This is a genomic window from Streptomyces sp. NPDC006643 (genome assembly GCF_042870175.1).
Taxonomy (GTDB): domain Bacteria; phylum Actinomycetota; class Actinomycetes; order Streptomycetales; family Streptomycetaceae; genus Streptomyces.
On the sequence record NZ_JBIAHA010000023.1, the window covers coordinates 124,996 to 147,848 of the forward strand.

Sequence of the window (22,853 nt, forward strand, 5' to 3'; positions counted from 1 at the left end):
GTGGTGGCGATCACGTGCGAATGCGTATCGGAGCCTTTTCCCGCCGGACGGGGATCAGCCAGCGACTGCTGCGCTACTACGAGGAGCAGGGCCTGCTGCACCCGCTGCGTCGGCCCAGTGGCTATCGCGAGTACGCCGAGGAAGACGTACGCGCCGTACAGAGCATCCGCATGCTGCTCGCCGCCGGTCTCAGCACTCGCACCATCGCAGGGTTGCTGCCCTGCATGGTGAACGACGGTCAGGGGCCGGTGCCCGGGTGTGCCGGCCTGCTTCCCGACCTGCAACGGGAGCGCGAACGGATCGACAGAGCCGTGGCGGATCTGCTGGCAGCGGGCACCGCGCTGGACGCCGTCATGGCCGCCACGCCGGAGGCGGCGGCGCCTGAAACGGCGGTCACGCTGGAGTCGATGACGACGGCGGCGGTCGGTGAGAACAAAGACGACCACAACCACGACCACGATCCGGACGCCTGCTTCGCCGCAGCCCCCGGGGGCACCGTCACTCGCTGAACTGCGGCCGGTGGGGCCGGTGGCGGGGCGCCCGGGGGGGGGCGGCCCCGGGGCCGGGCGGGCGCGGCCGGTTGGCCGGCGCCAGGTTGATGTAGTTTCCGTAGCGATCAGCGCTGCGGACCCACCACTCAGACCACTGACGTCAGCGGTCGGCCCGCTCCGCGTCCAGCAGAGCCGCGACATCGGCGATCCGGGCGGGACCGACGCGGCAACAGCCACCGAGGAGACGGGCCCCGGCGCTCTGCCAGCCACGAAGCCGGTCGGATGTGAACAACGAGGGGAGGGGCCCCTCCCCCCTCCCCTCCCCCACCCCTTGCCCCTCTCCCACCCACCTTTTGGTTGTCGCGTCCCACTTCTCGCCGCTGTTCGGGTAGACGACCAGTGGTTTGTGCGTGGCCGAGGCCGCTAGCGTGACCGCACGGTCCGCGTCCGACGGGTCACAGCAGTTGACGCCCACCGCGATCACGTCGTCCTCGGCCGCCGCCAGGGCGAACGCCTCGGCCAGCGGCTGCCCGGCGCGCGTACGGTCCCCCGCGACCGTGTACGAGAGCCAGACCGGCACTCCGCATCCCTCGGCCGCCCTGAGCAGCGCCTCTGCCTCGTCGGTGTCCGGCACCGTCTCCAGCGCGAGGACATCCGGCCCGGCGGCGGCCAGCGTCTCGATCCTCGGCCGGTGGAACCGTTCCAACTCCCGCACCGACAGCCCGTACCGTCCCCGGTACTCACCGCCGTCCGCCAGCATCGCCCCGTACGGCCCGACGGACGCGGCGACCCAGATCTCCCGCGCCGCCCCTGCGCCCGCCCGCCGGGCCAGAGCCACACTGTCGGCCAGCAGCCGGGACGCGTGGCCCCGCCCGATGCCCCGGCGGGCGAAGCCCTCGTACGTCGCCTGATAGCTGGCGGTGATCAGCACCTGGGCGCCGGCCCGTACGTAGGCGGCGTGGGCCGCCTCGATCTGTTCCGGTGCGTCGGCGAGGAGCCGCGCCGACCACAGGTCGTCGGACAGATCGCAGCCCTGTGCCCGCAGTTGGTCGGACAGACCCCCGTCGAGGACAAGGCTGCCCTCGGCGAGCGCGGCGGCGAATGTGCGGACGGGCTTCACCGGCGCCTCCCTGTCCTCGGCCGGTGGACGGTAGTCGGTGGTCGGTGGTCGGTTCGGCTCAGTGGGCGGACTGCTCGATCAGGTCGGCGCCCAGCTGGGACTGGACCTGGGAGGAGATCAGTTCCAGATGGTCGAGGTCGTCCAGGTCCAGAATCTGGCAGTACATACGGGAGGCGCCGATGGCCCCGTACTGCCCGATCTTGTCGACGACCTCGGCGGGCGAACCCGCGAGTCCGTTCGCCTTCAGTTCTTCCACCTCTCGTCCGATGGAGGCGGCCCTGCGGGCCACTTCCGCGTCGGTCTTGCCCACGCAGGCGACCAGCGCGGTCGAATACACCAGGTCGTCGGCCTTCCGTCCGGCCTCGACCGCCGCGTCCCGCACGCGGCCGAACTGCTTGGCGCTGTCGTCGACCGACGCGAACGGGATGTTGAACTCGTCCGCGTACTGCGCGGCGAGGCGCGGGGTGCGCTTCGCGCCGTGCCCGCCGATGAGGACCGGGATCTTGGACTGGGCCGGCTTGGGCAGCGCGGGTGAGTCGGTCAGTTGGTAGTGCGTTCCGTCGTAGGAGAACGTGTCGCCGAGCGGTGTGCTCCACAGTCCGGTGACGATGGCCAGTTGCTCTTCGAGTCGGGCGAACTTCTCTTTGGGGAAGGGGATTCCGTAGGCCGTGTGCTCTTCCTCGAACCAGCCCGCGCCCAGGCCCAGTTCGATCCGGCCGCCCGACATCTGGTCGACCTGTGCGACCTGGATGGCGAGTACGCCGGGCAGTCGGAAGGTGCCCGCCGTCATGAGGGTGCCGAGCCTGAGGTGCTTGGTCTCACGGGCGAGACCGGCCAGTGTGATCCAGGCGTCGGTGGGACCGGGAAGGCCGTCGGCGGAGCCCATCCGCAGATAGTGGTCGGAGCGGAAGAAGGCGTCGAAGCCGAGGTCTTCCGTCGCCTTGGCGACGATCAGCAGTGTCTCGTAGCTGGCCCCTTGCTGGGGCTCGGTGAAGATTCGAAGATCCATGCATCCATCCTGCACCTCCGAGCGCCCGTCGTGCGCGCGTCCTCGCCGGGCCCCGCGCATTCCCCTGCCGGTCGTTCACACCGCTGCGTCAACCTCTCTCCTTCTCTCTTTCTCTCTCTGTCTCGCGCACCCGTTCCCGCACCTCTTCCTGTGTGGTGAGCTTTCGCAGCATGCCGAGCACCCGGTCGTTCGATTCGTCGGCCGCGTCGATCGCTTCGATGCATTGCCAGTACAACCCTTCCTCGTCCGTCCCGCAGGCCACCGAGACGAGCGCGATTCCCACCTCGCCGAGGAGGACGCCGAGCCCGGTCAGTGCGGTGCGTGGGTCTATGACTGTCGAGAGTCGTGCCGCCCGTATCCCTCCGGCGCGCAGCGAGGGATGGTCAGGTGAGGCGCCGCCCCGCGCGCCTGTTTCGGCGAGTCCTCTGGCTTCCGTCCTCAGCTCCTGTGGTCCGTGCAGGGCCAGTTGGTCCCCGATCGCTTGGGCGAGAGCCTGTGCCTGCCAGGCTTCCGCGACGATGTCCAGTGCCGATCCGCTCCGGGCCAAGGCAACCCGGCCGGCTCCGATGAGCCTTTCCGCGTCCATTCGCCATCCCCGTCTCCGTCTGTCCGATCTGTCCGTCGGTCCCCGTCTGTCGAACACCCTGCCCACTTACTCATTACCCAGAGTGAGGGGTTGGCAACAGAAAGACCAGAGGAATTCGGAAATCTGTGGACAGGAAGCCAGTTGTGGATAACTCGCTCACTCCGCAGAGTGACGAATCAGTCGGATGTGGACGTCGGGGGCGTCGTCGGCCGGGACGCGGGGAGGTCGTCGCCCGGCGGGAGGCCCGGCGGGAGACCCGGGGTGACGCTAGGAGGAAGGCCCCGGGGGGACGCTCGGCGGGAAGCGCAGTTCGTTGCGGTCGATCTTCTCGGAGAGCGCGGTGAGCGCGTCGATCCCCAACACGTCGCAGAACTGGAGCAGATAGGCCAGTACGTCGGCGACTTCGTCGCGTACGCGGTGCGCCGACGCGGGGTCGTCCATCACGCGCGCCGACTGCTCGGGCGTCAACCACTGGAAGATCTCCAGCAGTTCGGACGCCTCGACGCTGAGCGCGGCTGCCAGGTTCTTGGGTGTGTGGTACGGCTGCCACTTCCGGGCCGCCGCGAATTCCACGAGTCTGTGCTGCAATCCCTGTACATCAAGTTCGGTCACGGACCCAGATGTATCAGGTGTGCCGGGGTGTCATGGCTGCTGGACGGCCGCCGCCGCGATGCCCTCCACCTCGGTGCCGACCGGGGCGAGCAGGAAGACGTTGCGATCGACGCGGTGCATGCCGCTGCCGAGTCCGAAGACGACGCCGCTGCTGAAGTCCAGGATGCGTTTGGCCACGTCGGTGTCGGCGCCGGTCAGGTCGAGGAGTACGGGGATCTGCGCGATCAGGTGTTCGGCGACGTCGCGGGCGTCGGCGAAGACCTGGACCCGCAGGACCACGAATCGCCGCTGTTCGGCGGTGTAGTCCTCGGGGATCGCCCGGTGGTCGACGCGTGAGGGCCACTCGTTGCGGCCCCGTAGCGGGACGACCTGGGCGAGTCCTTCCCATTGCTCGTCGGTGGCGTCGTACCTGTCGTAACCGCCGTACCGGCTCACCGGATCACCCCGCCCGTGCGCTGTGTCTGCATACGGCCCATCCTCTCGCCCCTCACCCGTTCGGCCCAACAGCGACACGGGCTTGTCGGGGCCCAACTCGCGAGGCGGGGGGGGCGGGGGCGCGGGGGGTGAGGGGCAGGGATGTGGCAGAGATGTGGCGGGGACGGGGATTCGGCGGGCCGGGAGCCCGGTGTCAGGCGCCGACGTACGTCGCGAGGTGCTCGCCGGTGAGGGTGGTGCGGTCCGCGACGAGGTCGGCCGGTGTGCCCTCGAAGACGATCGTGCCGCCGTCGTGTCCGGCGCCGGGGCCGAGGTCGATGATCCAGTCGGCGTGCGCCATGACCGCCTGGTGGTGTTCGACCACGATGACCGACTTGCCGGAGTCCACGAGCCGGTCGAGCAGGCCGAGCAGTTGCTCGACATCGGCGAGGTGCAGTCCGGCGGTCGGCTCGTCGAGGACGTAGATGCCGCCTTTCTCGCCCATGTGGGTGGCCAGTTTGAGCCGCTGCCGCTCGCCGCCGGACAGGGTGGTGAGTGGTTGGCCGATGGTGAGGTAGCCGAGTCCGACGTCGGCGAGCCGGTCCAGGACGCGGTGTGCGGCGGGCGTGTGTGCCTCGCCGGCGCCGAAGAACTCCTCGGCCTCGGCGACCGACATGGCGAGCACCTCGCTGATGTCGCGGCCGGCGAGGTGGTGTTCCAGTACGGACGCCTGGAACCGCTTGCCCTCGCACTCCTCGCAGACGGCGGCTACGCCGGCCATGATGCCGAGGTCGGTGTAGACGACGCCGGCGCCGTTGCAGTTGGGGCAGGCGCCTTCGGAATTGGCGCTGAACAGTGCGGGCTTCACGCCGTTGGCCTTGGCGAACGCCTTGCGGATCGGGTCGAGCAGTCCGGTGTACGTGGCGGGGTTGCTGCGGCGTGAGCCGCGGATGGCGCCTTGGCCGATCGCGACGACGCCCGCCCCCACGCCCGAGCCCACGCCCGCGCCCGCACCCGCACCGGCGACCGCCGTAGCCGGGCTGTTGACGAGCGAGCCGTGGACGAGGGAGCTCTTGCCCGAGCCGGCGACGCCGGTGACGACGGTGAGTACGCCGAGCGGGATGTCGACGTCGACGTCGCGCAGGTTGTGGGTGGTCGCGCCGCGGATCTCCAGGGTGCCGGTGGGTTCGCGCACGGTTGTCTTGAGCGTGGCGCGGTCGTCGAAGTGGCGGCCGGTGACGGTGCCCGCAGTGCGCAGTCCTTCGACGGTGCCCTCGAAGCAGACGGTGCCGCCCGCCGTACCGGCGCCGGGGCCGAGGTCGACGACGTGGTCGGCGATGGCGATGGTCTCCGGTTTGTGTTCCACGACGAGCACTGTGTTGCCTTTGTCGCGCAGCCGCAGCAGGAGGTCGTTCATGCGGCTGATGTCGTGGGGGTGCAGTCCGATCGTCGGCTCGTCGAAGACGTAGGTGACGTCGGTGAGGGAGGAGCCGAGGTGGCGGATCATCTTGACGCGTTGTGCCTCGCCGCCCGAGAGGGTGCCGGAGGCGCGGTCGAGGCCGAGGTAGCCGAGTCCGATCTCCACGAACGAGTCGAGGGTGGCGCCGACTGCTTCGAGGAGCGGTGCCACGGACGGTTCGCGCAGCGCGCGGACCCAGTCGGCGAGGTCGCTGATCTGCATGGCGCAGGCGTCGGCGATGCTGATGCCTTTGATCTTCGAGGACCGGGCTTCGTCGCTGAGCCGGGTGCCGTCGCAGTCGGGGCAGGTGGTGAAGGTGACGGCCCGGTCCACGAACTCGCGGATGTGGGGTTGCATCGCCTCCCGGTCCTTGGAGAGGAACGACTTCTGGATCTTGGGGATCAGTCCCTCGAAGGTGAGGTTCACGCCCTCGACCTTGACCTTCGTCGGTTCGCGGTAGAGGAAGTCCTGCATTTCCTTCTTCGTGAATCTACGGATCGGCTTGTGCGGGTCGAAGAGGCCCGATTCGGCGTAGACGCGGACGGTGAAGAAGCTGTCGGACTTCCATCCGGGGATGGTGAACGCGCCGTCGGCGAGCGACTTGGAGTCGTCGTAGAGCTGGGTGAGGTCGATGTCGGAGACGGTGCCGCGGCCTTCGCAGCGGGGGCACATGCCGCCGGTGCGGCTGAAGGTCGCTTTGACGGCTCTGTTCCGGCCGGGGCCGCGTTCGACGGTGATCGCGCCGCTGGCGCGCACCGACGCGACGTTGAAGGCGAACGCGCCGGGTGAGCCGATGTGCGGCTTTCCGATACGGCTGAAGAGGATGCGCAGCATGGCGTTGGCGTCGGTGGCGGTGCCGACGGTGGAGCGGGGGTCGGAGCCCATGCGCTGTTGGTCGACGATGATCGCGGTGGTGAGTCCTTCGAGTACGTCGACCTCGGGCCGGGCGAGGGTCGGCATGAAGCCTTGTACGAAGGCGCTGTAGGTCTCGTTGATGAGGCGCTGCGACTCGGCGGCGACGGTGCCGAAGACGAGGGAGCTTTTGCCGGAGCCGGAGACGCCGGTGAAGACCGTGAGCTGACGTTTGGGGATCTCGACGCTGACGTCCTTGAGGTTGTTCACGCGTGCGCCGTGGACGCGGATCACCCCGTGGCTGAGGGCGCCGTCCGGCGCGGGCGTGCGCGCGGGTGTTCGTGCGGGCGTGCGCGTGCCTGTTCCTCTGCCTGCCGCCTGCGTGCCCGCCGCCCGGGAGCCCGCCGCCTGCGTGCCCGCCGCCCTCGTACCGGTCCTCGTGGTCTTGCTCATCGTGACTCCATCTGTGAGGCGGCGTCGCCCGCGCGGTCGTCGACCGGCGCTGCGGCCCATGGCGCTCACGCTAATGGGGCCGGGCGGTGGGCGCTTCTCCGAAACTGACCGGTCCCGGGGACCGCGCGGGCGGTGCGCCTCAGCGGGCGAGCATCTCCTGTGAGAGGTCCCACAGCCGGGTGGCCGACGTGGGGTCCATCGCGTAGTCGGCGACGCCGGTGCCGCTGCCCGGCACGTTGGGTCCGGCTTCGGTGACGTCTTCGAAGTACCGGCCGCCGATGCCTTCCAGCAGCGGTGAGGCCGCGACCAGGACCGAGGTGGCCGCGCCCTGCTCGGCGGTCTTCCAGTGGGCGCCCTCGGTCATTTTCTGGAATTCGGGGTTCGTGTTCTGGTGGCGTTGCAGGTTGGTGCGGATTCCGCCCGGCATGAGGGAGTTGACGGTGATCCCGTCGGCGGCCCATCGCTTGGTGGCTTCGACGGCGAACAGGATGTTGGCGGTCTTGGACTGGCCGTACGCCGCCCACGGCTCGTACTCGTGGGTGTCGAAGTGGATGTCGTCGAATACGACGGGTGAGCGCAGGTGGGCGCTCGAACTGACCGACACGATGCGCGCGTCGCCCGCTTCCGCGAGGGCGTCGTGCAGGCCGAGCGCGAGCCCGAAGTGGCCGAGGTGGTTGGTCGCGAACTGGTGCTCCCAGCCTTCGGGGGTGCGCTTCAGCGGTTCCGCCATGACGCCGGCGTTGTTGACGAGGATGTGCAGCGGCCCCTGCCAGGCGGTGGCGAACGCGGCGACGGACGCGCGGTCGGCCAGTTCGATCGGGGCGACGAGGACGTGGGTGTTGCCGGTGGTGGCGGTGATGTCGGCGGCCGTACGCTCGCCGGCTTCGACGTTCCGTACGGCGAGGGTGACCTCGGCGCCCGCCGAGGCCAGGGCGCGGGCGGTCTCGACGCCGATGCCGGAGGCGCCGCCGGTGACGACGGCGCGCCTGCCGGTCAGGTCGATGCCGTCGATGACCTCGGCGGCGGTGGTGTCGCGGGTGTAGGGGGTGGTGATCCGGTCGGGCTGGTTCATGACGGTCCTCTTCCGGGCGCTGTGTGCGCTGTTGTGCGCTGTATCCGTTCCGTGCGGGTTCTGTACGGCTGCTTTACGGCTCCGAGGCGGACCGAACAGGGGAAATGGCGGGGTCCAGACCTCGCCGTACAGTAAGCGGAGGATCCTCCGCCTGGCCCAGCTAACCGGAGGAGGCTCCGTTTAGCAAGCATGCCCGCCGTCGACTACGTTCGGGCCGTACTCGCGGAGTGGGGCGAACAGCCGCAGCAGAGGGAGGGAGGCCCGCGTGACAGCAGCGAACGGCGGCCGGCCCCTGCGCGCGGACGCGCGCCGCAATCGCGACCTCGTCCTCGCCTCCGCGATGCGGCTGCTCTCCGAGGAGAACGGCAAGAGCGCGACCCTCGACGCGATCGCCAAGGACGCCGGGGTCGGCATCGGGACGCTCTACCGCCACTTCCCCACCCGCGAGGCCCTGGTCGAGGCCGTTTACCACAACGAGTTGACGGCCGTCTGCGACGCCGCTGCCGCACTGCTCGACGAGTTGGCCCCCGCCGACGCCGTACGCGCGTGGATGGACCGCTACATAGACTTCATGATCGCCAAGCAGGGCATGGCCGACGCGCTCCGCGCGGTCATCGCGTCCGGCGGCGACCCCTACGCGCGCAGCCGCGATCTGCTCGGCTCCGCGATCGGACTGCTGCTCGACGCCGGAGCCGAGGACGGCACTCTCCGCAGGGATGTCGACGCCGACGACGTGCTCATCGGCGTCAGCGGCGTGGGCCTGGCGGCGGGCGACCCGGGCATGCGCGAGCAGGCGGGCCGCCTGCTGGACCTCCTGCTGGACGGTCTGCGCTACAAGCCCTGATCGGCCCGCCTCCGCATCCCGGCGGCCATCGCACGGCCAGCCATCCCCACACCCACCCACCACGCGCAGAATCGTCATTCTGCTACGATCAGAATCACCATTCTAAGAATGGCCATTCTGATCTGAATGAGATGGTCGGCCGCGCCCCGCGCGGACCGCGCCGCGAAGCCGAGGAGGAAGAACCGTGAGACTGCGACGGCTGGGATGGGCAGGCGCTGAACTCGACCACAGGGACCAGACGTTGGTGATCGACCTCCTCCAGGACGTCTCACCGCTCGCCGATCTCGTCGACGACCCCGCGAAGCTGTCGGACGAGAAGTTCCCCGCCGCGTCCCGGCCCGGAGCCACCGGCGCGGCGCTGGTGACGCATCTGCACATGGACCACGCCGACCCCGCCGCGATACGCGGGGCGCTGGCCGCCGGAGCCCCCGTCTACCGGCCCGAACCGGTCGCCGGACCGGCGGAGGACCGGGAGTTCACCGACGGCATGGAGACCGCGTTCCGCGCGCACCTCCCCACGGCCGAAGTGCTGCGGCCGTGGGACGAACGGACCGTCGGCCCGTTCCGTATCGGCGCGGGGCCCTCCGTCGACGGGCTGGGTGATCCGCAGCTCAACTGGGTCGTGGAGTGCGACGGCGTACGGGTCTTCCACGGCGGGGACACCATGTTCCACGGCTTCTGGTGGTCGATCGCGCGCCGGTTCGGCCCGGTGGACATCGCCTTCGTGCCGATCAACGGCGCGGTGGTCGCCCCTCCCCACCTGCGGCCGTCGAGCCCGGTCCCCGCCGTCATGCTGCCGGAGGAAGCCGCCGTCGCGGCCCATATCCTCGGGGCCCGCATCGCGGTTCCCATCCACTACGACACCATGAACCGGCCCCCGGTCTACCGCCAGACGCCGCGCGCGGTCGGGCGCTTCGAGGACCGCTGCCGGGAACTGGGCATCACACCCCTGGTCAAGCCCGTCGGCGAGTGGTTCACGCCCGACGGCGCGTCCCTAGACTAGAAGGACCATTCTGACTCCAGGAAGAGGCTCCGCATGCCGCCCGTGGACTACGACGAAAGGCGCTCCAGCGTGCTGGAGGCCGCCGAGGAGCTGTACTCCGCGTACGGCGTCCACGCGGTGCGGATGGACCAGGTACGCGACCGGGCCGGGGTGTCCCTGGCGGCGCTCTACAAGCTCTACCCGTCGAAGCACCACCTGGTGGCCGACTACCTGAGGGCGCACGGCAAGAGGCTGCGCGCGCGGCTCAGCGACCACGTCGAGCGGGCCGCGCCGCCTCCGGCGGGTTCACGCGAGCGTCTGCTCGCCGCCTTCGACAGCATGCGGGAAACCGTCGACATGCCGGGCTTCCGGGGCTGCGTGTTCGTCAACGCCTGGGCCGAACTGGGCGCGCGGACCCCGCAGGAGGACCCGCTGGTGGCCGAAGTGGTGCGTGAGCACAAGACGTTGTACCGCGCCTACCTGACCCGGCTCGCCAAGGACTACGCCGACCCCCCGGGCATCGGCGAACAGATGCACATCCTGATCGAAGGAGCCGTGGTGACCTCCGCGCTCCTGGGCCCGGACGCCGCCCGCCTGGCCCACGACAGCGCCCGCGCCGTACTCGACGCGGCGGACACCACCGGCCCGGCCAGAACCGCGAACACGGTGCACGAGAGGTCCTGAACGCCCGGCGGCGCGACCACTCGACGGGGCCGGCCGTACCCGACCCGCCGGGCCGCCCAGCAAAGGACCCCTCGCGCATGAACGCCCCCGCCGAGTCCACCGCGCACGCCGTGGACTCCCCGTCAGCCACGCCGCCCCGCCCAGGACCGAACCGTCTCCGTCTCCGTCTCCGCCTTCCGCTGTACGGCGCCGCCGTCCTGCTGGTGAGTCTGAACATGCGGCCCGCCATCGCGGCGGTCTCTCCCCTCCTGGACGACATCAAGGAGTCGACCGGCACCACGAACACCGTCGTCGGCGTCGTGTCCACGCTCCCGCTGATCTGTTCCGTCGCCCTCGCACCCCTGGCGCCCCGCCTCGCGCGGCGCTTCGGCATGACGCGCATCCTCCTCGCGGTCCTGCTGATCCTGCTGGGCGGAGTGGCCGTCAGGCTCGCGCCGAGCCTGCCGCCCCTGTTCGCCGGCACCGTTCTCGTCGGATCGGCCATAGCGGTGGCGAACGTGATCGTGCCCGCCCTCATCAAACGTGACTTCCCCCGCCACGTGGGACTGATGTCGGGCCTGCACACCACGATGCTGGTCGGCGGAGGCGCACTGGCGGCGGGACTCACCGTCCCGCTGCGCGACACCCTGGGCCTGGACTGGCCCGGCGGCCTGGCCGTCTGGGGCGTACTCATCCTCCTGGCCACAGCGGTCTGGTCGCCGCTCGTACGACGCGGCGACCATGCCCCCGGCACCGCCACCCCCCGGACGGACCGGGGACGCGGCCTTCGGCGGGACCGGCTGGCCTGGGCCGTGACCCTCTTCTACGCCTGCCAGTCGCTGCTCTTCTACACCGTGACCACATGGCTGCCCACCCTCTACACCTCGCACGAGATGTCCGAGAGCCGGGCCGGCGCGCTGCTGTCCCTCTGCTTCGGCTCCGCCGTCGTCACCGCACTGGTGGTCCCGGTGTGGGCCGGGCGCTCCGCCCGCCAGAGCCACTTGGCAGTCGCCGGAAGCGCTCTGTGCGCGATCGGCGTCCTGGCCCTGGCCGTGGCACCGACGGCCGCGCCCGCCCTCTGGTCGGCGGTCATCGGCCTGGGCCTCGGCGCCGTACTGAGCCTGGGCATCGCGTTCATGTCGATGCGCGCGCGGGACGCCCACGACGCGGGCCTGCTCGCCGCCATGTCCCACGGCGTGGGCTATCTGATCGCCGCGATCGGCCCCGTCCTCTTCGGATTCGCCAAGGACACCACCGGGACCTGGACCCCGGGGCTCCTCGTACTGGCCCTGGCCGCCGCCCTCATGGCCCTGGCCGGTACGGCGGCGGGCCGCGGCGGCCACGTCACCTCACGCTGACTCCGGCACGTACGCCCGCACGGTTTTCCCCGGCCCCGACCGCCCGCTGCCCCCCACCGCACGGCGATCGCGTCCACCAGCACCAGCCCGCGCCCCGTCCCACCGTCGCCGGCGGCATCACGGGACGCCCGTGCGGGACTCCAAAGATCCCCACATCGGCCGGCTCACCCTCTCCCCCGCCGCCTGGGCCGCCTTCACCACCCATCTCGCCGCGCGCTGACGCGTCGACGCGCCGACTGGGTGGCCCGAGGCATCCTCGGGCCACCCCAGCCACGTCAGTCCCGCGTCAGCACATCTTCTGGCTGGCCGCCTGGCCCGCGAGCGGGTCGCCCGCGCGGCGGAGGGAGCCGACCGCCGCCGTGCAGTCCTTCACCGTGGGCGCGCCCTTCGACCAGAACTCCTGGCCGTTGTGGTCCCGCCACGCCTGCCCGCCGAAGAAGTCCTCCTGGCTGTAGCTGTAGACGGCGACGCTCACGTCGTAATCCTTGTTGGTCTTACGGAATGAATCCCAGACCCAGAGATACCCGTAATTCTCGTTGCACGTCTTCGAGTAGAACTGCTTGACCGACGCGATGTGCGCCCCGGCCCGGTCGATGTAGGCTGTCTTTCCGACCTGATACGCGTCGGCGCAGACTCCCGCCACCTTCGCTTTCGCGCTCGCCGGGTTTCCCGCCTCAGTCGGTGCGGTCGACTTGGCGGCCTTCGGCGACTTCGACGGGGCCGGTGCCGGGCCGTCGCCCGCGACCGCCGCGCCCGCCGGGATCAGAGCGAATGCGCAGGCCGCGGCCACGACCGCACGCTTCGTGTAGCGCATAGGAACACCTTTCTCCGAGCACAAGGGCGCAGCAAAGCCACGGGCCCGCCAATGGCGGCTACCGCTCGGCTAATAGGCCCGATGCTGTCTGCTTGTCCGTCCGGATTAATTCCGAACACCTAGGCAGACACGGGATCTTGGCCGAGGGTTGCACGACTTCAGATGTTTATTTCGGGCGGGTAAACGGAATTCCCGCCTCGACTCCATTCCGATCTCAGGAGAGACATGACAGCCGACAATGACGCGTCGACGGGCAGCAGGCGCCGGCCGTGGCACGAACTGCCCCGTGCCGTACGGGCGGGCGTCGAGGACGTGCTCGGCGGGCGGGTGGTGGCGGCGACGAGTCAGCGGGGCGGGTTCTCCGACGGGCTCGCGGCGCGGCTCGAACTCGCTGACGGGCGGCGGGCGTTCGCCAAGGCGGTCGACGCGGGGGCGGCGCCCGGTGTGGCGGCGTTCCACCAGCGTGAGGTGGTGGTGAACGGCGCGCTGCCGGGCGGGGCTCCCGTACCGGGGCTTCTGGGGTCGTACGACGATCAGGGGTGGGTGGCTCTGGTCTTCGAGGACATCGACGGGGCGCTGCCCGTACAGCCGTGGCGGGAGGACGAGTTGGTACGGGTGCTCGACGCGTTGACGGACCTGTCGCAGCGGCTGACACCGGCGCCGTCGCGGCTCAACTCGGGCGACGTGTCTGCCCGGTTGGGGGGCTGGGGGCGGCTGGCGGACAGTCCGCGGTCGCTGGCGAAGCTGGGTGCGGTCGCGCCGGGTGCCGCGCGGGAGCTGGAGCGGCATCTGGCGCTTGAGGCGCGGCTGCCCGAGGTGATGGCCGGGCGGACGCTGACGCACGGGGACTTGTATCCGTTCAACGTCCTGCTCACCGGCGACCGCGTCGTGGTCGTGGACTGGCCGCACGCGTGGGTGGGGCCGGCGTACGCGGATCTGGTGATGCTGCTCGGGAGTGTGGCGCTCGGCGGGGTCGACCCGGAGCCGTACGCCGCCCGGCATCCGCTGCTGAAGGGGGTCGATCCGGTGGCGGTGGACGTGCTCGTCTCGGCGCAGGCGGGGTTTCTGCTGGCGGCGGCGTGCTCGATGGACTCGGCGGATCCGGGGACGGATCCGAAGCTGGAGCGCATGATGACGGGGCTGGGGCTCGCCTCACTGTGGTGGTTGTCGCTGCGGGGCCCTCGCCGGTCCGGGCAGCGGTAAGGCCCAAGAGTCGGGGGGCCCGTGAGGGTCTGGCTAAGGCCGGCGCCCGCGCGGAGCCGGCCACGCGGCGTCGTCGATCGCGAGCCACGGTGCGGCGGCAGTCGCGGTGGGCGTCATACCACCGGTGAATGCCTTGACCTCGCGGTGGAGATGGGACTGGTCGACGTAGCCACTCACGGCCGCCACATGAGCCGCGGTGTCACCCGCCGCGAGCAGGTGGGCGGCGTGGTCGAAGCGCACCAACCGGGCGGCGGTCTTGGGAGTGAGGCCAACCTGGGACCGGAAGCGGGACCAGAGGCGTTTACGGCTCCATCCCACCTCGTTCGCCAGGCTGTCGACCCGCGTCCGTCCCCGGCGGGCGACCATCAGCCGCCAGGTGGCGGTGACTTCCGGATCGAGCGGTGGGCGGGCGTCCAGCCGCCGGCCGAGGGCGTGCGCCGCGATGGTGAACCGCTCGTCCCACGACGTGGCGGCGCGCAGTGTGTCCTCGACTCGTCCGGCGTCGCGGCCCCAGACGTCTGCCAGGGGGGCCACCGCGCCGACGAGTTCGGTCGGTGCGCCGAGCACCGCGGCGGCCACGGCCGGCGACAGCCGGATCTGGAGGCACCGGCTTCGTTCGGCCGTCCGGCCGCTGACGCGCAGGTTGCCGGGGAGCAGCCCGACGACCGTACTGCCCTGTTCGCGCCGGCCGTGGGCGTCGTAGACGAGGCTGTCCCCCTCGCTCAGGTCCAGGAAGAGGGTGACCGACGGGTGCGCGACCATGGCGATGTCCGTGGTGGCGGGGAGGCATTGGGCGAATCCGGCCATGCTGATGCCGGGAAGCCGCTGGGACTTCCGTGGGAGGGCGACTTCCACTGATGTCCAGTCAGGTGAGCCGGTGGTCCGCACATCGCGAGGATAGCGAGCGGTGTCAGCGGCTCGCCGCCGCGAAGGCCAGCAGCAGTTCGCCGGTCGTCTCCGGTGCTTCGAACATGGGGAGGTGTCCGACGTCGGGCAGTTGCTCGACGCGCGCGTTGGGCACCGTGTCGTACTGGTGCGCCGAGGACGGATCCCAGCGGCGGTCGGCGGCCCCGAAGATCACCAGGACGGGGACGTCGAGGGCGGCGAGACGCTCGGGGACGCCGCGTTCGGCGATGTACGCGGTGTTTCGGCGCAGCACGTTCCGGAAGGTGCGATAGCCGGTGCCCCGGGCCTCGGCGACCAGACCGTCCGGGATGTCCACGGGGCGGTGGCACACCGCGCTCATCCCCTTGCGGAGCATGGCGTCCGAACGGATCGGCCACAGGAGCGGGCCCAGCGGCGGGGCGATCAGCATGCGGAGGACGACGGGCTGGGGAAGGAGCGCGTCGGGGCTGGGGCCGCTGCTGATCAGTGCGAGCGAACCGACCAGATCGGGGCGTTGTTCGGTCAGCGCGGTGGCGATGTATCCACCGCTGGAGTGGCCGGCCACGGTGGCCGGACGAAGGGCGAGTTCGTCGAGCACCGCGGCCAGCCGGCCCGCCTGCGCGGGTACGTCGTACGACGGCGCGGGCGGGGACTGGCCGTGGCCGGGGAGGTCGACCCGGACGACGTGGTACCGGTCGGCGAGCGCGGGCACCACGGGGCTCCAGGAGCCGCCCGAGAATCCCGAGCCGTGGATGAGTACCAGCGGCGGCGCGTGCCGGGGGCCGTGGTGGACCACGTGCATCCCGTGTATGTGCGTGACGTCTTCATGTCCCATGTGCGGGACGATGCCTGTGCCGCCGACTGCCCGTCTTGTACAAATGTCGTCGCGTGCCGGGGACACGGGCCGGGGACGCGGGCCGGGCGCGCGGGCCGGGCGCGGTTGCCACCGTGGTGGGCGGCCTGGTGAGCGGGGCTTTGGGGAAAGCCGGGCCGCGACCCTGCGAGGGGTACGCCTCCGGCAACGAGCGCCCCGTGAAGACTGCCGGGGGCCTCCGCCGCGACCGGCGGGGACGATGAGCGATCATTCCCGTCATGAAGGACATGGTGGTCATCCGTTACCCGAGGACGTCGGCGGTCTGGGTACTCCTCGCCCTCGGCGCTCTCGCGCTGCCGGTGGCCGCGGGGTGTGTGGCGTATCGCGTCACGTGGCTCGGTGCCGACGCGCCGTTCCAGGCTGGTGACGTGGTGGGGATCGTCTCGCTGGTGTTTCTCCTCCTCGGCGGGTGGGTGCTGCGTATGGTCACCGTGTCGGTGCGGGCGGACGCGGACGGGGTGCGGGTGCGGACCTGGCTGCGACGGCGGAGCGTGCCCTGGTCGGATGTCGCCGACGTCCAGCACCTCGTCAAGACGCACCGCAACGGCCAGACCTACCGTGTCGTCCTGCGGCGCCGCGACGGCCGGACGGTGACGCTTCCGCTGCCTCAGGGGGCGTCCGGTCACACCTCCTACCAGGAGAGATACGAGAAGGACCTCGCGGCCCTGCGTGAGCTGCACCGTCGTCACGGGGCACCGGTGGCCGATCACCCGGTGGTGGTGACCTCCCGGACGGCCGGGCGGGCCTGGAAGGGGCTGCTCGCTCTCGGCGTCGCGCTGCTCGCCGGCAGCGCGCTCGCCGCCGCCTTCGTACCGGCCACCTCGGCCCATCTGCGGGAGTGGCAGGCCGCCGTGCCTTGTCCGGCCGGGCAGTTCGACCGCGAATGCCTCAGTACGGAGCAGGCGCTCGTCGAGCGAACGGATCCGGCCCGGGGCAAGGGGCAGAGCTGGTTGTACTTCACCGACGACCGGCCCGCGCACCGTACGTCGGTGGACCGGGACGCGGCGAACGCGTTCCGGCCGGGCGACAAGGTGACGCTCACCCTCTGGCGGGGCGCCGTGTACCGGGTCACGGGCCCGCGCCACGAGTGGACCGAGCACTTCGCGACAGGCGGTGAAGTGGCCGTCGTATCCGCCCTGTTGGCACTCGGCGCGGGTGTGCCGGGGTCGCAGCTCCTGATCCGCCGCCGGGCCCGGCGGCAGCCGGCCGACATGGTGGTGCCGTCGGTGTGGCCGTTCGTCGGCGTCCTCGCGGGCACCGGCGTCTGGCTGCTGCCCTACGTACATACGCTGACGACGGACCCGTTCCTGTCCGGTGAGGCGCTGCGGTGGTCGGTGCCGGGTGTGCCGGTGTCGGTGGCGCTGTTCTGGTGGGCGTGGCGGGCGACGCGGATCAGCCGCCCGGCTGTTCCGGTCACCGCCGCTGTCGCCGCCGCGCCGCTCACGGGCTCGACGTTCGTGGCGGCGCGTTTCCTGGACGTCACGGACTACAACCCGCACCGGTTCGGCACGCATGTCGTCCTGGGCGACGGGCCGCCGGCTGTCCTGCCCCACTCGGGGCCGGGGCGGTTCGCCGCGCGCGAGATACCGGTGTCGCGGTTGTCGGTGGGGGAGATTCGCCGGGCGCGCGGCGAGGAAGGCGATCTGGTGCCGCGCGGCTGGGAGGTCGCCGAGCTGTCGGACGCGGGCCGGCCGGTCAGGCTCGCGGCTTCGCCGGACGATCTGCGGCTGGTGCTGAGGGAGTTGACAACTCCGGCCGGGCGTAGCGGTAGTTGAACCCGGTATCGGCCCAGGAGACGCGTGTGTCGATCCGGCGGGTGAGTGTGTGGCCGACGGGGGCGAACCCGTGGCCGCGCCAGAACGCGTCGCCGACCAGGTTCGCGGACGTCCACTCGGTGCCGCACGTTTCGTAGCCGTGGCGCGCGGCCCAGTCGACCACGCCGGACAGCAGGGCGCGGCCGACTCCTTTGGACCGGGCGGGCGCGGTGACCACCGCGATGCCGATCGTGGCGGTGGAGAGGTAGCGGCTGTCCGGGCCGGCCTGCATCATCCCGGTGAGGCGTCCGTGCTGCTCGGTGACGAGGAGCAGTTGGTGTTCGTCCGCGAGGGCGGACCGGAAGCTGTCCCGGACGGCCCGCAGGTCGACGAGTGCGGGGCGCAGAACCGGTGAGCGGGCGTGGAACCGCTGGAGTTCGACGGTCAGGTCGAGGAGGTCCGCCAGGTCGCCGGTATCGGCCTCGCGCGGTGGGGCGGCGTCCCGCCCGGTCCGGATCGGTGCTGAGGTGGGGCGGGCGCCTTTGATCTGGTCGGCGCCGAAGCCGAGTTCGAACAGTGCGGTGAGGGTGTCGTGGTGGGCGGCGGAGACGACGGCGGTGTGCTCGAACGCGCCGAGGGCGGTGAGCCGGCCGGCCAGGGCCGCGTACAGACGGCGGTAGATGGCGCGTCTGCCGTGGCGCTCGGCGGCGTGCTGGTGGAGGCGGATCCGCGCGTGCCGTTGCTCCGGGCCGTCCGTCGTGGTGACCGCCATGAAGCCGATGAGTGTGCCGTCGTCCACGGCGGCGACGGCGGGCCCGGTGTCGTACGACTGCTCCAGGAGGCGCCGTGCCACGTCGGTGTCGCCGAGATCGAGCGCGGGCCCGCCGCCGGCGGGCGGCGGGTGGTGGCCGTGGGCGAGCAGGGCCGCCGCCGGTTCGACGAAGCGCCTTGCGAACGGGACGATGTCCACGCCCCCGCCACCCCCTCCCGCACCGGCGTCGCCGTAGCGTAGCCGCGCCGTGCCTTACGAGGGGCGGCTGTTGTCAGCCGCCCGCGGGTCCGCCGCGCTGGCGCAGGGAGATCCGGTTGCCGTCCGGGTCCACCGCCTCGACGCGGATCCCGAACGGGTACTTCTCCGGTTCGGGCTGGTCGAAGGTGACTCCGCGGTCGCGCAGCGCCGTGAAGTCGCCCATCAGGTCGTCCGATTCGAGGAAGACCGGTCCGGGTGTGCCGGCCGGCTCCGCGCCGGTGGGCCGGGCCGCGCCCGCGCCGGCGGGGTGCGCCCAGAGAAGGAACTCGACCGGGCTGCCGGGGACGGCGACGGTGAGGAAGCGTATGTCCGGACCCTGGTGGTCGATACGGGCCTCCAGGCCGAGTTGTTCGGTGTAGAAGCGCAGCGCGCGGTCCTGGTCGGTGACGTAGATCGTCGCGTACATGACGTTGGTCAGCATCGGGTTCTCCTTGGTCCTCTCCACCTGTGGTGGGTGGTGCCGGTGTGGCTCCGTGTCCTACTGACGGATCCCGGCGCAGGAATGTGACCGGCCGCCGGGATGCGCCGGACACCCGCCTGGCCCGGCGTGCCCGCCTCGCCGGATCATGGACGCGTTGTCCGCTCTGTGAGATACGTGTGCGTGGAATCGAATGTGCGCGCTAGTCTCGCCGCCATGTCCGCACCCGCCCGCCTCCTCTGTCTCGCGTGCTTCGCGAACTCGGTGTGGTGCGTCGACGACAACCTCTGTTGTTCCTGAGTCGAGCCCCCGCGCCCCGCACCCCCCGCTGCCGCCGACGACCGACTTCGGAGAACAGTCGTGACCACCACCGCTCCCCCGCGCCGGGCGATTCCCGCCGCGCTGCTCGTCCCCTCCCCGACCTCCTCCCCCGCCCCCGCCGCCGAACCGGCGCCTCCCGTGCGGCGCGTGCCGCTGCTGATATCCGGGCTGCTGGCCGTCGCGCTGACCGTGTACGTGTGGTCGACGCACGGCGCCAAGCCCGGTTCGCTCCTGCTGCTCGGGCTCGGGCTGGGGCTCGCACTGTTCCACTCGCGGTTCGGATTCACCTCCGCCTGGCGGCAGTTGGTGGCCGTCGGCAACGGGCAGGGGCTGCGTGCCCACGCCCTGCTGCTGGGCACCACCGCCACTCTCTTCGCGCTGATCATCGGCAGCGGGACGGGGCTGTTCGGCTCCGTACCCGCACCGTCGGCGGGTCCGCTCGGTGTCGGGCTGCTCGTCGGGGCGTTCGTCTTCGCCGTCGGGATGCAGCTCGGCGGCGCGTGCGCGTCGGGCACGCTGTTCGCCGTGGGGTCCGGGCAGTCGTCGATCGTGCTGACGCTCGGCGGTTTCATCGTCGGATCGACCCTCGCCGCCTGGCAGTTCGACCTGTGGAAGGATCTGCCCGCGCTCGACCCGGTGCTGCTGTCGGACCATGTCGGGTGGTTCGGTTCGTGGGCGGTGACCATCGCCGTACTGGGTCTGATCGTGCTGGTGAGCCGTCGCGTGCAGGCACGCCGTAACCCGCCGCCGATCTCCACCCCGCCGAGCGCCGAGGGCGTGGCCCGGGTGCTGCGCGGCTCGTGGCCGCTGGTCGCGGGTGCGCTGGCGCTGGCCGTGCTCGGCGCCGGTGTGCTGCTGGTGTCCGGCGGTCCCTGGGGTGTCACGAGCGCGTTCAGCCTGTGGGGGTCACGGGTCGTCGACGCGCTCGGCGGCAACCCGGCGAACTGGTCGTTCTGGCAGCAGCCGGGCAACGCGGAGATGTTCGCGGGGCCCGTACTGAAGGACAAGAACAGCCTCACCGACATCGGCATCATGATCGGCGCCGCCGTCGCCGCCTCGCTCGGCGGGACGTGGGCGCTGCACCGGGGCATCCCCGGCCGGACCGCCGTGGCGGCCGTGCTCGGCGGCGTGCTGATGGGGATCGGCGCGCGCCTGGCGGGCGGGTGCAACATCGGCGCGTATCTCGCGGGCATCGCGTCGGGCAGTCTGCACGGCTGGATCTGGGGCGCGACCGCGCTGCTCGGGACATGGGCGGGGATACGGCTGCGCCCGCTGTTCGCGCTGGGCAACCCCAAGCCGGGGGACGGCATCTGCTGAGCGGGGCCGGCCGCGCGCCGTACGCTGGGCCGGTGGTCATCGAACAGGACGTGAAGCTGAACGACGGGCGCACGCTGCGGACCTACGACAGCGGAGGCGGGCACGGGAGCGGCGGGGACGCGTTCACCGTCGTGTGGCACCACGGGTCCCCGCAGACCGGCGCGTTGCTGGAGCCGCTGCTCACCGCCGCCGCCGCGCGCGGGATCCGGCTGGTGTCGTACGGCCGGCCCAGTTACGGCGGGTCGAGCCCGCTGCCGGGCCGCAACGTGGCGGCGGCTGCCGACGACGTGGCGCGGATCGCCGACGCGCTCGGTGTGGGGTCGTTCGCGGTGATGGGGGCGTCCGGTGGCGGGCCGCACGCGCTGGCGTGCGCCGCGTTGTTGCCGGACCGGGTGACGGGTGCGGTGTGTCTGGCGGGCATCGCGCCGTACACGGACGACTTCGACTGGTACGAGGGGATGGCGTCGCCCGGCGGGCTGCGGGCCGCCGCCGACGGGCGCGAGGCGCGCGCGCTGTACGCGGAGACGGACGAGTTCGACCCGGCGAGCTTCGTCTCCGCGGACTTCGCGGCGCTGGCGGGTGAGTGGGCGTCGCTGGGGGCCGACGCGGTGAAGGCGGGGCAGGCCGGGGCGGACGGGCAGATCGACGACGACGTCGCCTTCGCGACGGCGTGGGGCTTCGACCTTTCGGAGGTGGCGGCGCCGGTCCTGCTGGCGCAGGGCAGCCTCGACCGGGTCGTACCACCCGCGCACGCCGGGTCCATGCTCGCCGCCCTTCCGCACGCGGAGTTGTGGGTACGGCCCGAGGACGGGCATGTGTCGGTCCTCGGCGTGTGCCCGTCGGCGATGGACTGGCTGCTCGCGCGGGGCGAGATCCTTACATAACTTTGCGGTTATATAACTCGTCGGGTATGGTCGGGGTATGCCCATACCGTTCGACGTGCTCGCGGAACCGAGCAGGCGCAAGATCCTCGATCTGCTCCTGGAGCGTCCGCACCTGGTCGGTGAGCTGACCGACCGGACCGGTCTGAGCCAGCCCGGCACCTCCAAGCATCTGCGGGTGCTGCGGGACGCCGGGCTGGTACGGGTCCGGCAGGACGCCCAGCGCCGCTGGTACGAGCTGGACCCGGAACCGCTCGCGGAACTCGACGCCTGGCTCGCGCACTACCGGCATCTGTGGACCGGCGGTCTCGACGCGCTCGAACGGCATCTCGACGCGATGGAGGACGACTCCTCATGACCGACGACCGGAACTTCTCCTCGTCCCTCTCCGCCGAGAGCGGCGGGCGGACCACGCTGCGCATGGAGCGCCGGCTCGCCCATCCGCCCCGGCGCGTCTGGGAGGCGATCACACAGCCCGCGCACCTCGCGCGCTGGTTCCCCTCCGAGGTGAGCGTGGACCTGCGGCCGGGCGGCGAGATCGGCTTCCACTTCCCCGGCGAGCCCGGCCCCGGCCCCGCCATGACCGGGACGGTGACGGACGCCGACGAACCGCGCCTCTTCGCGTTCACCTGGGGCGAGGACCATCTGAGCTGGGAGATCACCCCGGACGGGGAGGACGGCTCACTGCTGCGCCTCGTGCACACCTTCGGCGACCGGTTCGGGGCGGCGAGCTTCGCGTCCGGCTGGCAGATCTGCGTCACCGCGCTGGCCCAGGTGCTGGCCGGCGGCCCCGTCGATGTCGAGCGGGACACGGGCGGCGCGCTGCACGAGGAGTATCTGGCGCGGTTCGGCGAGCTGACACGGGGGCGGGTCGAGGAGACCGCCGACGGCGGGCGACGCGTGCGGTTCGAGCGGCAGCTCGTACGGCCCGCCGCGGTGGTCTGGGCCCGGCTGACGGGTGGGGAGGAGCCGTCGACGGGCTCCCCGGCGCCGGCCGGCTTCACCGCGGCCAAGGTCCCGGCCGGCCCGGTGACGGACGTACGGGCGCCGGAACTCCTCGCGTACGCCTGGCATCCCGAGGGCGAGGTCCGCTGGGAACTGCGGACCGGGACCGGCCACGGGCCCCGTCTGGTGCTCACCCAGAGCGGGCCGCACGACTTCGACACGGAGGGCGCGCTGACGGTGTGGCGGGACCGGGTGGAGGAACTGGCGGCGGCGCTGCTCCGCACCGACCGGTGACGCACCGTCCCCCACACCGGTGCGCCGCCGGCAACACCGCAACACCGCTGCGTGGCCCCAACACCGCTGCGCCGCCCGCACGTTAATGCCTTGTCCCGCTCCGGACCCGCGCTCTAGTGTCGCGTCCATCGACGTGTAGCTCAGCAGCAGAGCACCGGGCTCCAGACCCGGAGGGCGCAGGGGCGGCACCTGCCACGTCGGC

At 71.5% G+C, this 22,853-nt stretch carries 24 protein-coding genes and 1 tRNA gene; 13 read left to right on the forward strand and 12 right to left on the reverse strand.

The genetic code is table 11. The annotated features are described in order from the left end of the window. The first annotated feature begins 20 nt into the window (after window positions 1-20). Complete coding sequence (locus ACFYNU_RS28875; RefSeq protein ID WP_356590905.1) at window positions 21-509, forward strand: MerR family transcriptional regulator; 489 nt, start codon at window positions 21-23, stop codon at window positions 507-509. Between the two features lie 142 nt (window positions 510-651). Here the strand turns inward: ACFYNU_RS28875 and mmuM are convergent, their stop codons facing one another. The 7 genes from mmuM to ACFYNU_RS28910 form a co-directional block, all read right to left on the reverse strand. Next, window positions 652-1,611 carry a homocysteine S-methyltransferase gene (gene mmuM / locus ACFYNU_RS28880; protein WP_356590903.1) on the reverse strand — a complete coding sequence of 320 codons (960 nt, stop codon included), beginning with the start codon at window positions 1,609-1,611 and terminating at the stop codon, window positions 652-654. A 58-nt stretch (window positions 1,612-1,669) separates the two neighbouring features. Beyond that, window positions 1,670-2,620 carry an LLM class F420-dependent oxidoreductase gene (locus tag ACFYNU_RS28885; protein WP_356590901.1) on the reverse strand — a complete coding sequence of 317 codons (951 nt, stop codon included), beginning with the start codon at window positions 2,618-2,620 and terminating at the stop codon, window positions 1,670-1,672. A gap of 88 nt (window positions 2,621-2,708) precedes the next feature. Next, window positions 2,709-3,206, reverse strand: a complete 498-nt coding sequence (locus tag ACFYNU_RS28890) for a DUF6099 family protein (RefSeq protein WP_356590899.1) — start codon at window positions 3,204-3,206, stop codon at window positions 2,709-2,711. Between the two features lie 267 nt (window positions 3,207-3,473). After that, window positions 3,474-3,818 carry a nucleotide pyrophosphohydrolase gene (locus ACFYNU_RS28895; RefSeq protein WP_356590897.1) on the reverse strand — a complete coding sequence of 115 codons (345 nt, stop codon included), beginning with the start codon at window positions 3,816-3,818 and terminating at the stop codon, window positions 3,474-3,476. Window positions 3,819-3,848: 30 nt separating this feature from the next. Next, the gene (locus ACFYNU_RS28900; RefSeq protein WP_356590895.1) at window positions 3,849-4,253 is read right to left on the reverse strand and encodes a cell division protein SepF; all 405 of its coding nucleotides are present in this window, start codon (window positions 4,251-4,253) and stop codon (window positions 3,849-3,851) included. Between the two features lie 193 nt (window positions 4,254-4,446). Beyond that, window positions 4,447-6,996 (reverse strand): excinuclease ABC subunit UvrA, encoded by a 2,550-nt coding sequence (locus ACFYNU_RS28905; protein WP_356590893.1) that lies wholly within the window; start codon window positions 6,994-6,996, stop codon window positions 4,447-4,449. Between the two features lie 139 nt (window positions 6,997-7,135). After that, window positions 7,136-8,068, reverse strand: a complete 933-nt coding sequence (locus ACFYNU_RS28910) for an SDR family NAD(P)-dependent oxidoreductase (RefSeq protein ID WP_356590891.1) — start codon at window positions 8,066-8,068, stop codon at window positions 7,136-7,138. Window positions 8,069-8,333: 265 nt separating this feature from the next. On the opposite strand from ACFYNU_RS28910, the gene ACFYNU_RS28915 reads away from it, so the two are divergent. From ACFYNU_RS28915 to ACFYNU_RS28935, 5 genes are all read left to right on the forward strand, one after another. Continuing rightward, entirely contained in the window at window positions 8,334-8,912 is a 579-nt protein-coding gene (locus tag ACFYNU_RS28915) for a helix-turn-helix domain-containing protein (protein WP_356590889.1), read from the forward strand. A gap of 184 nt (window positions 8,913-9,096) precedes the next feature. Then, entirely contained in the window at window positions 9,097-9,915 is an 819-nt protein-coding gene (locus ACFYNU_RS28920; protein WP_356590887.1) for an MBL fold metallo-hydrolase, read from the forward strand. Window positions 9,916-9,948: 33 nt separating this feature from the next. Beyond that, the gene (locus ACFYNU_RS28925; protein ID WP_356590885.1) at window positions 9,949-10,578 is read left to right on the forward strand and encodes a TetR/AcrR family transcriptional regulator; all 630 of its coding nucleotides are present in this window, start codon (window positions 9,949-9,951) and stop codon (window positions 10,576-10,578) included. Window positions 10,579-10,655: 77 nt separating this feature from the next. After that, window positions 10,656-11,915 carry an MFS transporter gene (locus tag ACFYNU_RS28930; RefSeq protein ID WP_356590883.1) on the forward strand — a complete coding sequence of 420 codons (1,260 nt, stop codon included), beginning with the start codon at window positions 10,656-10,658 and terminating at the stop codon, window positions 11,913-11,915. A gap of 46 nt (window positions 11,916-11,961) precedes the next feature. Then, window positions 11,962-12,135, forward strand: coding sequence for a DUF397 domain-containing protein (locus tag ACFYNU_RS28935; protein WP_388767620.1), 174 nt, complete (start codon window positions 11,962-11,964; stop codon window positions 12,133-12,135). A gap of 66 nt (window positions 12,136-12,201) precedes the next feature. On the opposite strand, the gene ACFYNU_RS28940 is transcribed toward ACFYNU_RS28935, so the two are convergent. Next, window positions 12,202-12,729: a hypothetical protein gene (locus ACFYNU_RS28940; protein WP_356590879.1), complete on the reverse strand. Its 528-nt coding sequence runs from the start codon at window positions 12,727-12,729 to the stop codon at window positions 12,202-12,204. Between the two features lie 225 nt (window positions 12,730-12,954). Here ACFYNU_RS28940 and ACFYNU_RS28945 point away from each other — a divergent pair, with 225 nt between their 5' ends. Further along, window positions 12,955-13,932: an aminoglycoside phosphotransferase family protein gene (locus ACFYNU_RS28945; RefSeq protein WP_356590877.1), complete on the forward strand. Its 978-nt coding sequence runs from the start codon at window positions 12,955-12,957 to the stop codon at window positions 13,930-13,932. Window positions 13,933-13,965: 33 nt separating this feature from the next. Here the strand turns inward: ACFYNU_RS28945 and ACFYNU_RS28950 are convergent, their stop codons facing one another. Beyond that, entirely contained in the window at window positions 13,966-14,739 is a 774-nt protein-coding gene (locus ACFYNU_RS28950; RefSeq protein ID WP_356590969.1) for a helix-turn-helix domain-containing protein, read from the reverse strand. Window positions 14,740-14,842: 103 nt separating this feature from the next. Beyond that, window positions 14,843-15,652, reverse strand: a complete 810-nt coding sequence (locus tag ACFYNU_RS28955; RefSeq protein ID WP_356590875.1) for an alpha/beta hydrolase — start codon at window positions 15,650-15,652, stop codon at window positions 14,843-14,845. A 257-nt stretch (window positions 15,653-15,909) separates the two neighbouring features. On the opposite strand from ACFYNU_RS28955, the gene ACFYNU_RS28960 reads away from it, so the two are divergent. Further along, window positions 15,910-17,466, forward strand: a complete 1,557-nt coding sequence (locus tag ACFYNU_RS28960) for a PH domain-containing protein (RefSeq protein WP_356590873.1) — start codon at window positions 15,910-15,912, stop codon at window positions 17,464-17,466. On the opposite strand, the gene ACFYNU_RS28965 is transcribed toward ACFYNU_RS28960, so the two are convergent. Together ACFYNU_RS28965 and ACFYNU_RS28970 are read right to left on the reverse strand one after the other, a co-directional pair. Further along, window positions 17,387-18,415, reverse strand: a complete 1,029-nt coding sequence (locus ACFYNU_RS28965; protein WP_356590871.1) for a GNAT family N-acetyltransferase — start codon at window positions 18,413-18,415, stop codon at window positions 17,387-17,389. The two genes, ACFYNU_RS28960 and ACFYNU_RS28965, sit on opposite strands and share 80 nt — an antisense overlap. A gap of 73 nt (window positions 18,416-18,488) precedes the next feature. After that, window positions 18,489-18,896: a VOC family protein gene (locus tag ACFYNU_RS28970; protein ID WP_356590869.1), complete on the reverse strand. Its 408-nt coding sequence runs from the start codon at window positions 18,894-18,896 to the stop codon at window positions 18,489-18,491. 357 nt (window positions 18,897-19,253) lie between these two features. On the opposite strand from ACFYNU_RS28970, the gene ACFYNU_RS28975 reads away from it, so the two are divergent. The 5 genes from ACFYNU_RS28975 (at window position 19,254) to ACFYNU_RS28995 (ending at window position 22,852) form a co-directional block, all read left to right on the forward strand. Next, window positions 19,254-20,531 (forward strand): YeeE/YedE family protein, encoded by a 1,278-nt coding sequence (locus ACFYNU_RS28975; RefSeq protein WP_356590867.1) that lies wholly within the window; start codon window positions 19,254-19,256, stop codon window positions 20,529-20,531. 32 nt (window positions 20,532-20,563) lie between these two features. Then, window positions 20,564-21,415, forward strand: coding sequence for an alpha/beta hydrolase (locus ACFYNU_RS28980; protein WP_356590865.1), 852 nt, complete (start codon window positions 20,564-20,566; stop codon window positions 21,413-21,415). Window positions 21,416-21,452: 37 nt separating this feature from the next. Then, window positions 21,453-21,770 (forward strand): metalloregulator ArsR/SmtB family transcription factor, encoded by a 318-nt coding sequence (locus ACFYNU_RS28985; protein ID WP_356590863.1) that lies wholly within the window; start codon window positions 21,453-21,455, stop codon window positions 21,768-21,770. Next, window positions 21,767-22,651 carry an SRPBCC family protein gene (locus tag ACFYNU_RS28990; RefSeq protein ID WP_356590861.1) on the forward strand — a complete coding sequence of 295 codons (885 nt, stop codon included), beginning with the start codon at window positions 21,767-21,769 and terminating at the stop codon, window positions 22,649-22,651. The genes ACFYNU_RS28985 and ACFYNU_RS28990 overlap by 4 nt, the downstream gene beginning before the upstream one ends. Window positions 22,652-22,780: 129 nt before the next feature. Continuing rightward, window positions 22,781-22,852: transfer RNA gene (locus ACFYNU_RS28995), tRNA-Trp, on the forward strand. The last annotated feature ends 1 nt before the right edge of the window (window position 22,853 follow it).

Bases quoted from the DNA above. Each gene is read 5' to 3' on its own strand.
- ACFYNU_RS28875 (WP_356590905.1), top strand. From the start codon at position 21: ATGCGTATCGGAGCCTTTTCCCGCCGGACGGGGATCAGCCAGCGACTG.
- ACFYNU_RS28885 (WP_356590901.1), bottom strand. From the start codon at position 2,620: ATGGATCTTCGAATCTTCACCGAGCCCCAGCAAGGGGCCAGCTACGAG.
- ACFYNU_RS28890 (WP_356590899.1), bottom strand. From the start codon at position 3,206: ATGGACGCGGAAAGGCTCATCGGAGCCGGCCGGGTTGCCTTGGCCCGG.
- ACFYNU_RS28905 (WP_356590893.1), bottom strand. From the start codon at position 6,996: ATGAGCAAGACCACGAGGACCGGTACGAGGGCGGCGGGCACGCAGGCG.
- ACFYNU_RS28910 (WP_356590891.1), bottom strand. From the start codon at position 8,068: ATGAACCAGCCCGACCGGATCACCACCCCCTACACCCGCGACACCACC.
- ACFYNU_RS28925 (WP_356590885.1), top strand. From the start codon at position 9,949: ATGCCGCCCGTGGACTACGACGAAAGGCGCTCCAGCGTGCTGGAGGCC.
- ACFYNU_RS28930 (WP_356590883.1), top strand. From the start codon at position 10,656: ATGAACGCCCCCGCCGAGTCCACCGCGCACGCCGTGGACTCCCCGTCA.
- ACFYNU_RS28940 (WP_356590879.1), bottom strand. From the start codon at position 12,729: ATGCGCTACACGAAGCGTGCGGTCGTGGCCGCGGCCTGCGCATTCGCT.
- ACFYNU_RS28945 (WP_356590877.1), top strand. From the start codon at position 12,955: ATGACAGCCGACAATGACGCGTCGACGGGCAGCAGGCGCCGGCCGTGG.
- ACFYNU_RS28950 (WP_356590969.1), bottom strand. From the start codon at position 14,739: ATGGCCGGATTCGCCCAATGCCTCCCCGCCACCACGGACATCGCCATG.
- ACFYNU_RS28955 (WP_356590875.1), bottom strand. From the start codon at position 15,652: ATGGGACATGAAGACGTCACGCACATACACGGGATGCACGTGGTCCAC.
- ACFYNU_RS28960 (WP_356590873.1), top strand. From the start codon at position 15,910: ATGAAGGACATGGTGGTCATCCGTTACCCGAGGACGTCGGCGGTCTGG.
- ACFYNU_RS28970 (WP_356590869.1), bottom strand. From the start codon at position 18,896: ATGCTGACCAACGTCATGTACGCGACGATCTACGTCACCGACCAGGAC.
- ACFYNU_RS28985 (WP_356590863.1), top strand. From the start codon at position 21,453: ATGCCCATACCGTTCGACGTGCTCGCGGAACCGAGCAGGCGCAAGATC.
- ACFYNU_RS28990 (WP_356590861.1), top strand. From the start codon at position 21,767: ATGACCGACGACCGGAACTTCTCCTCGTCCCTCTCCGCCGAGAGCGGC.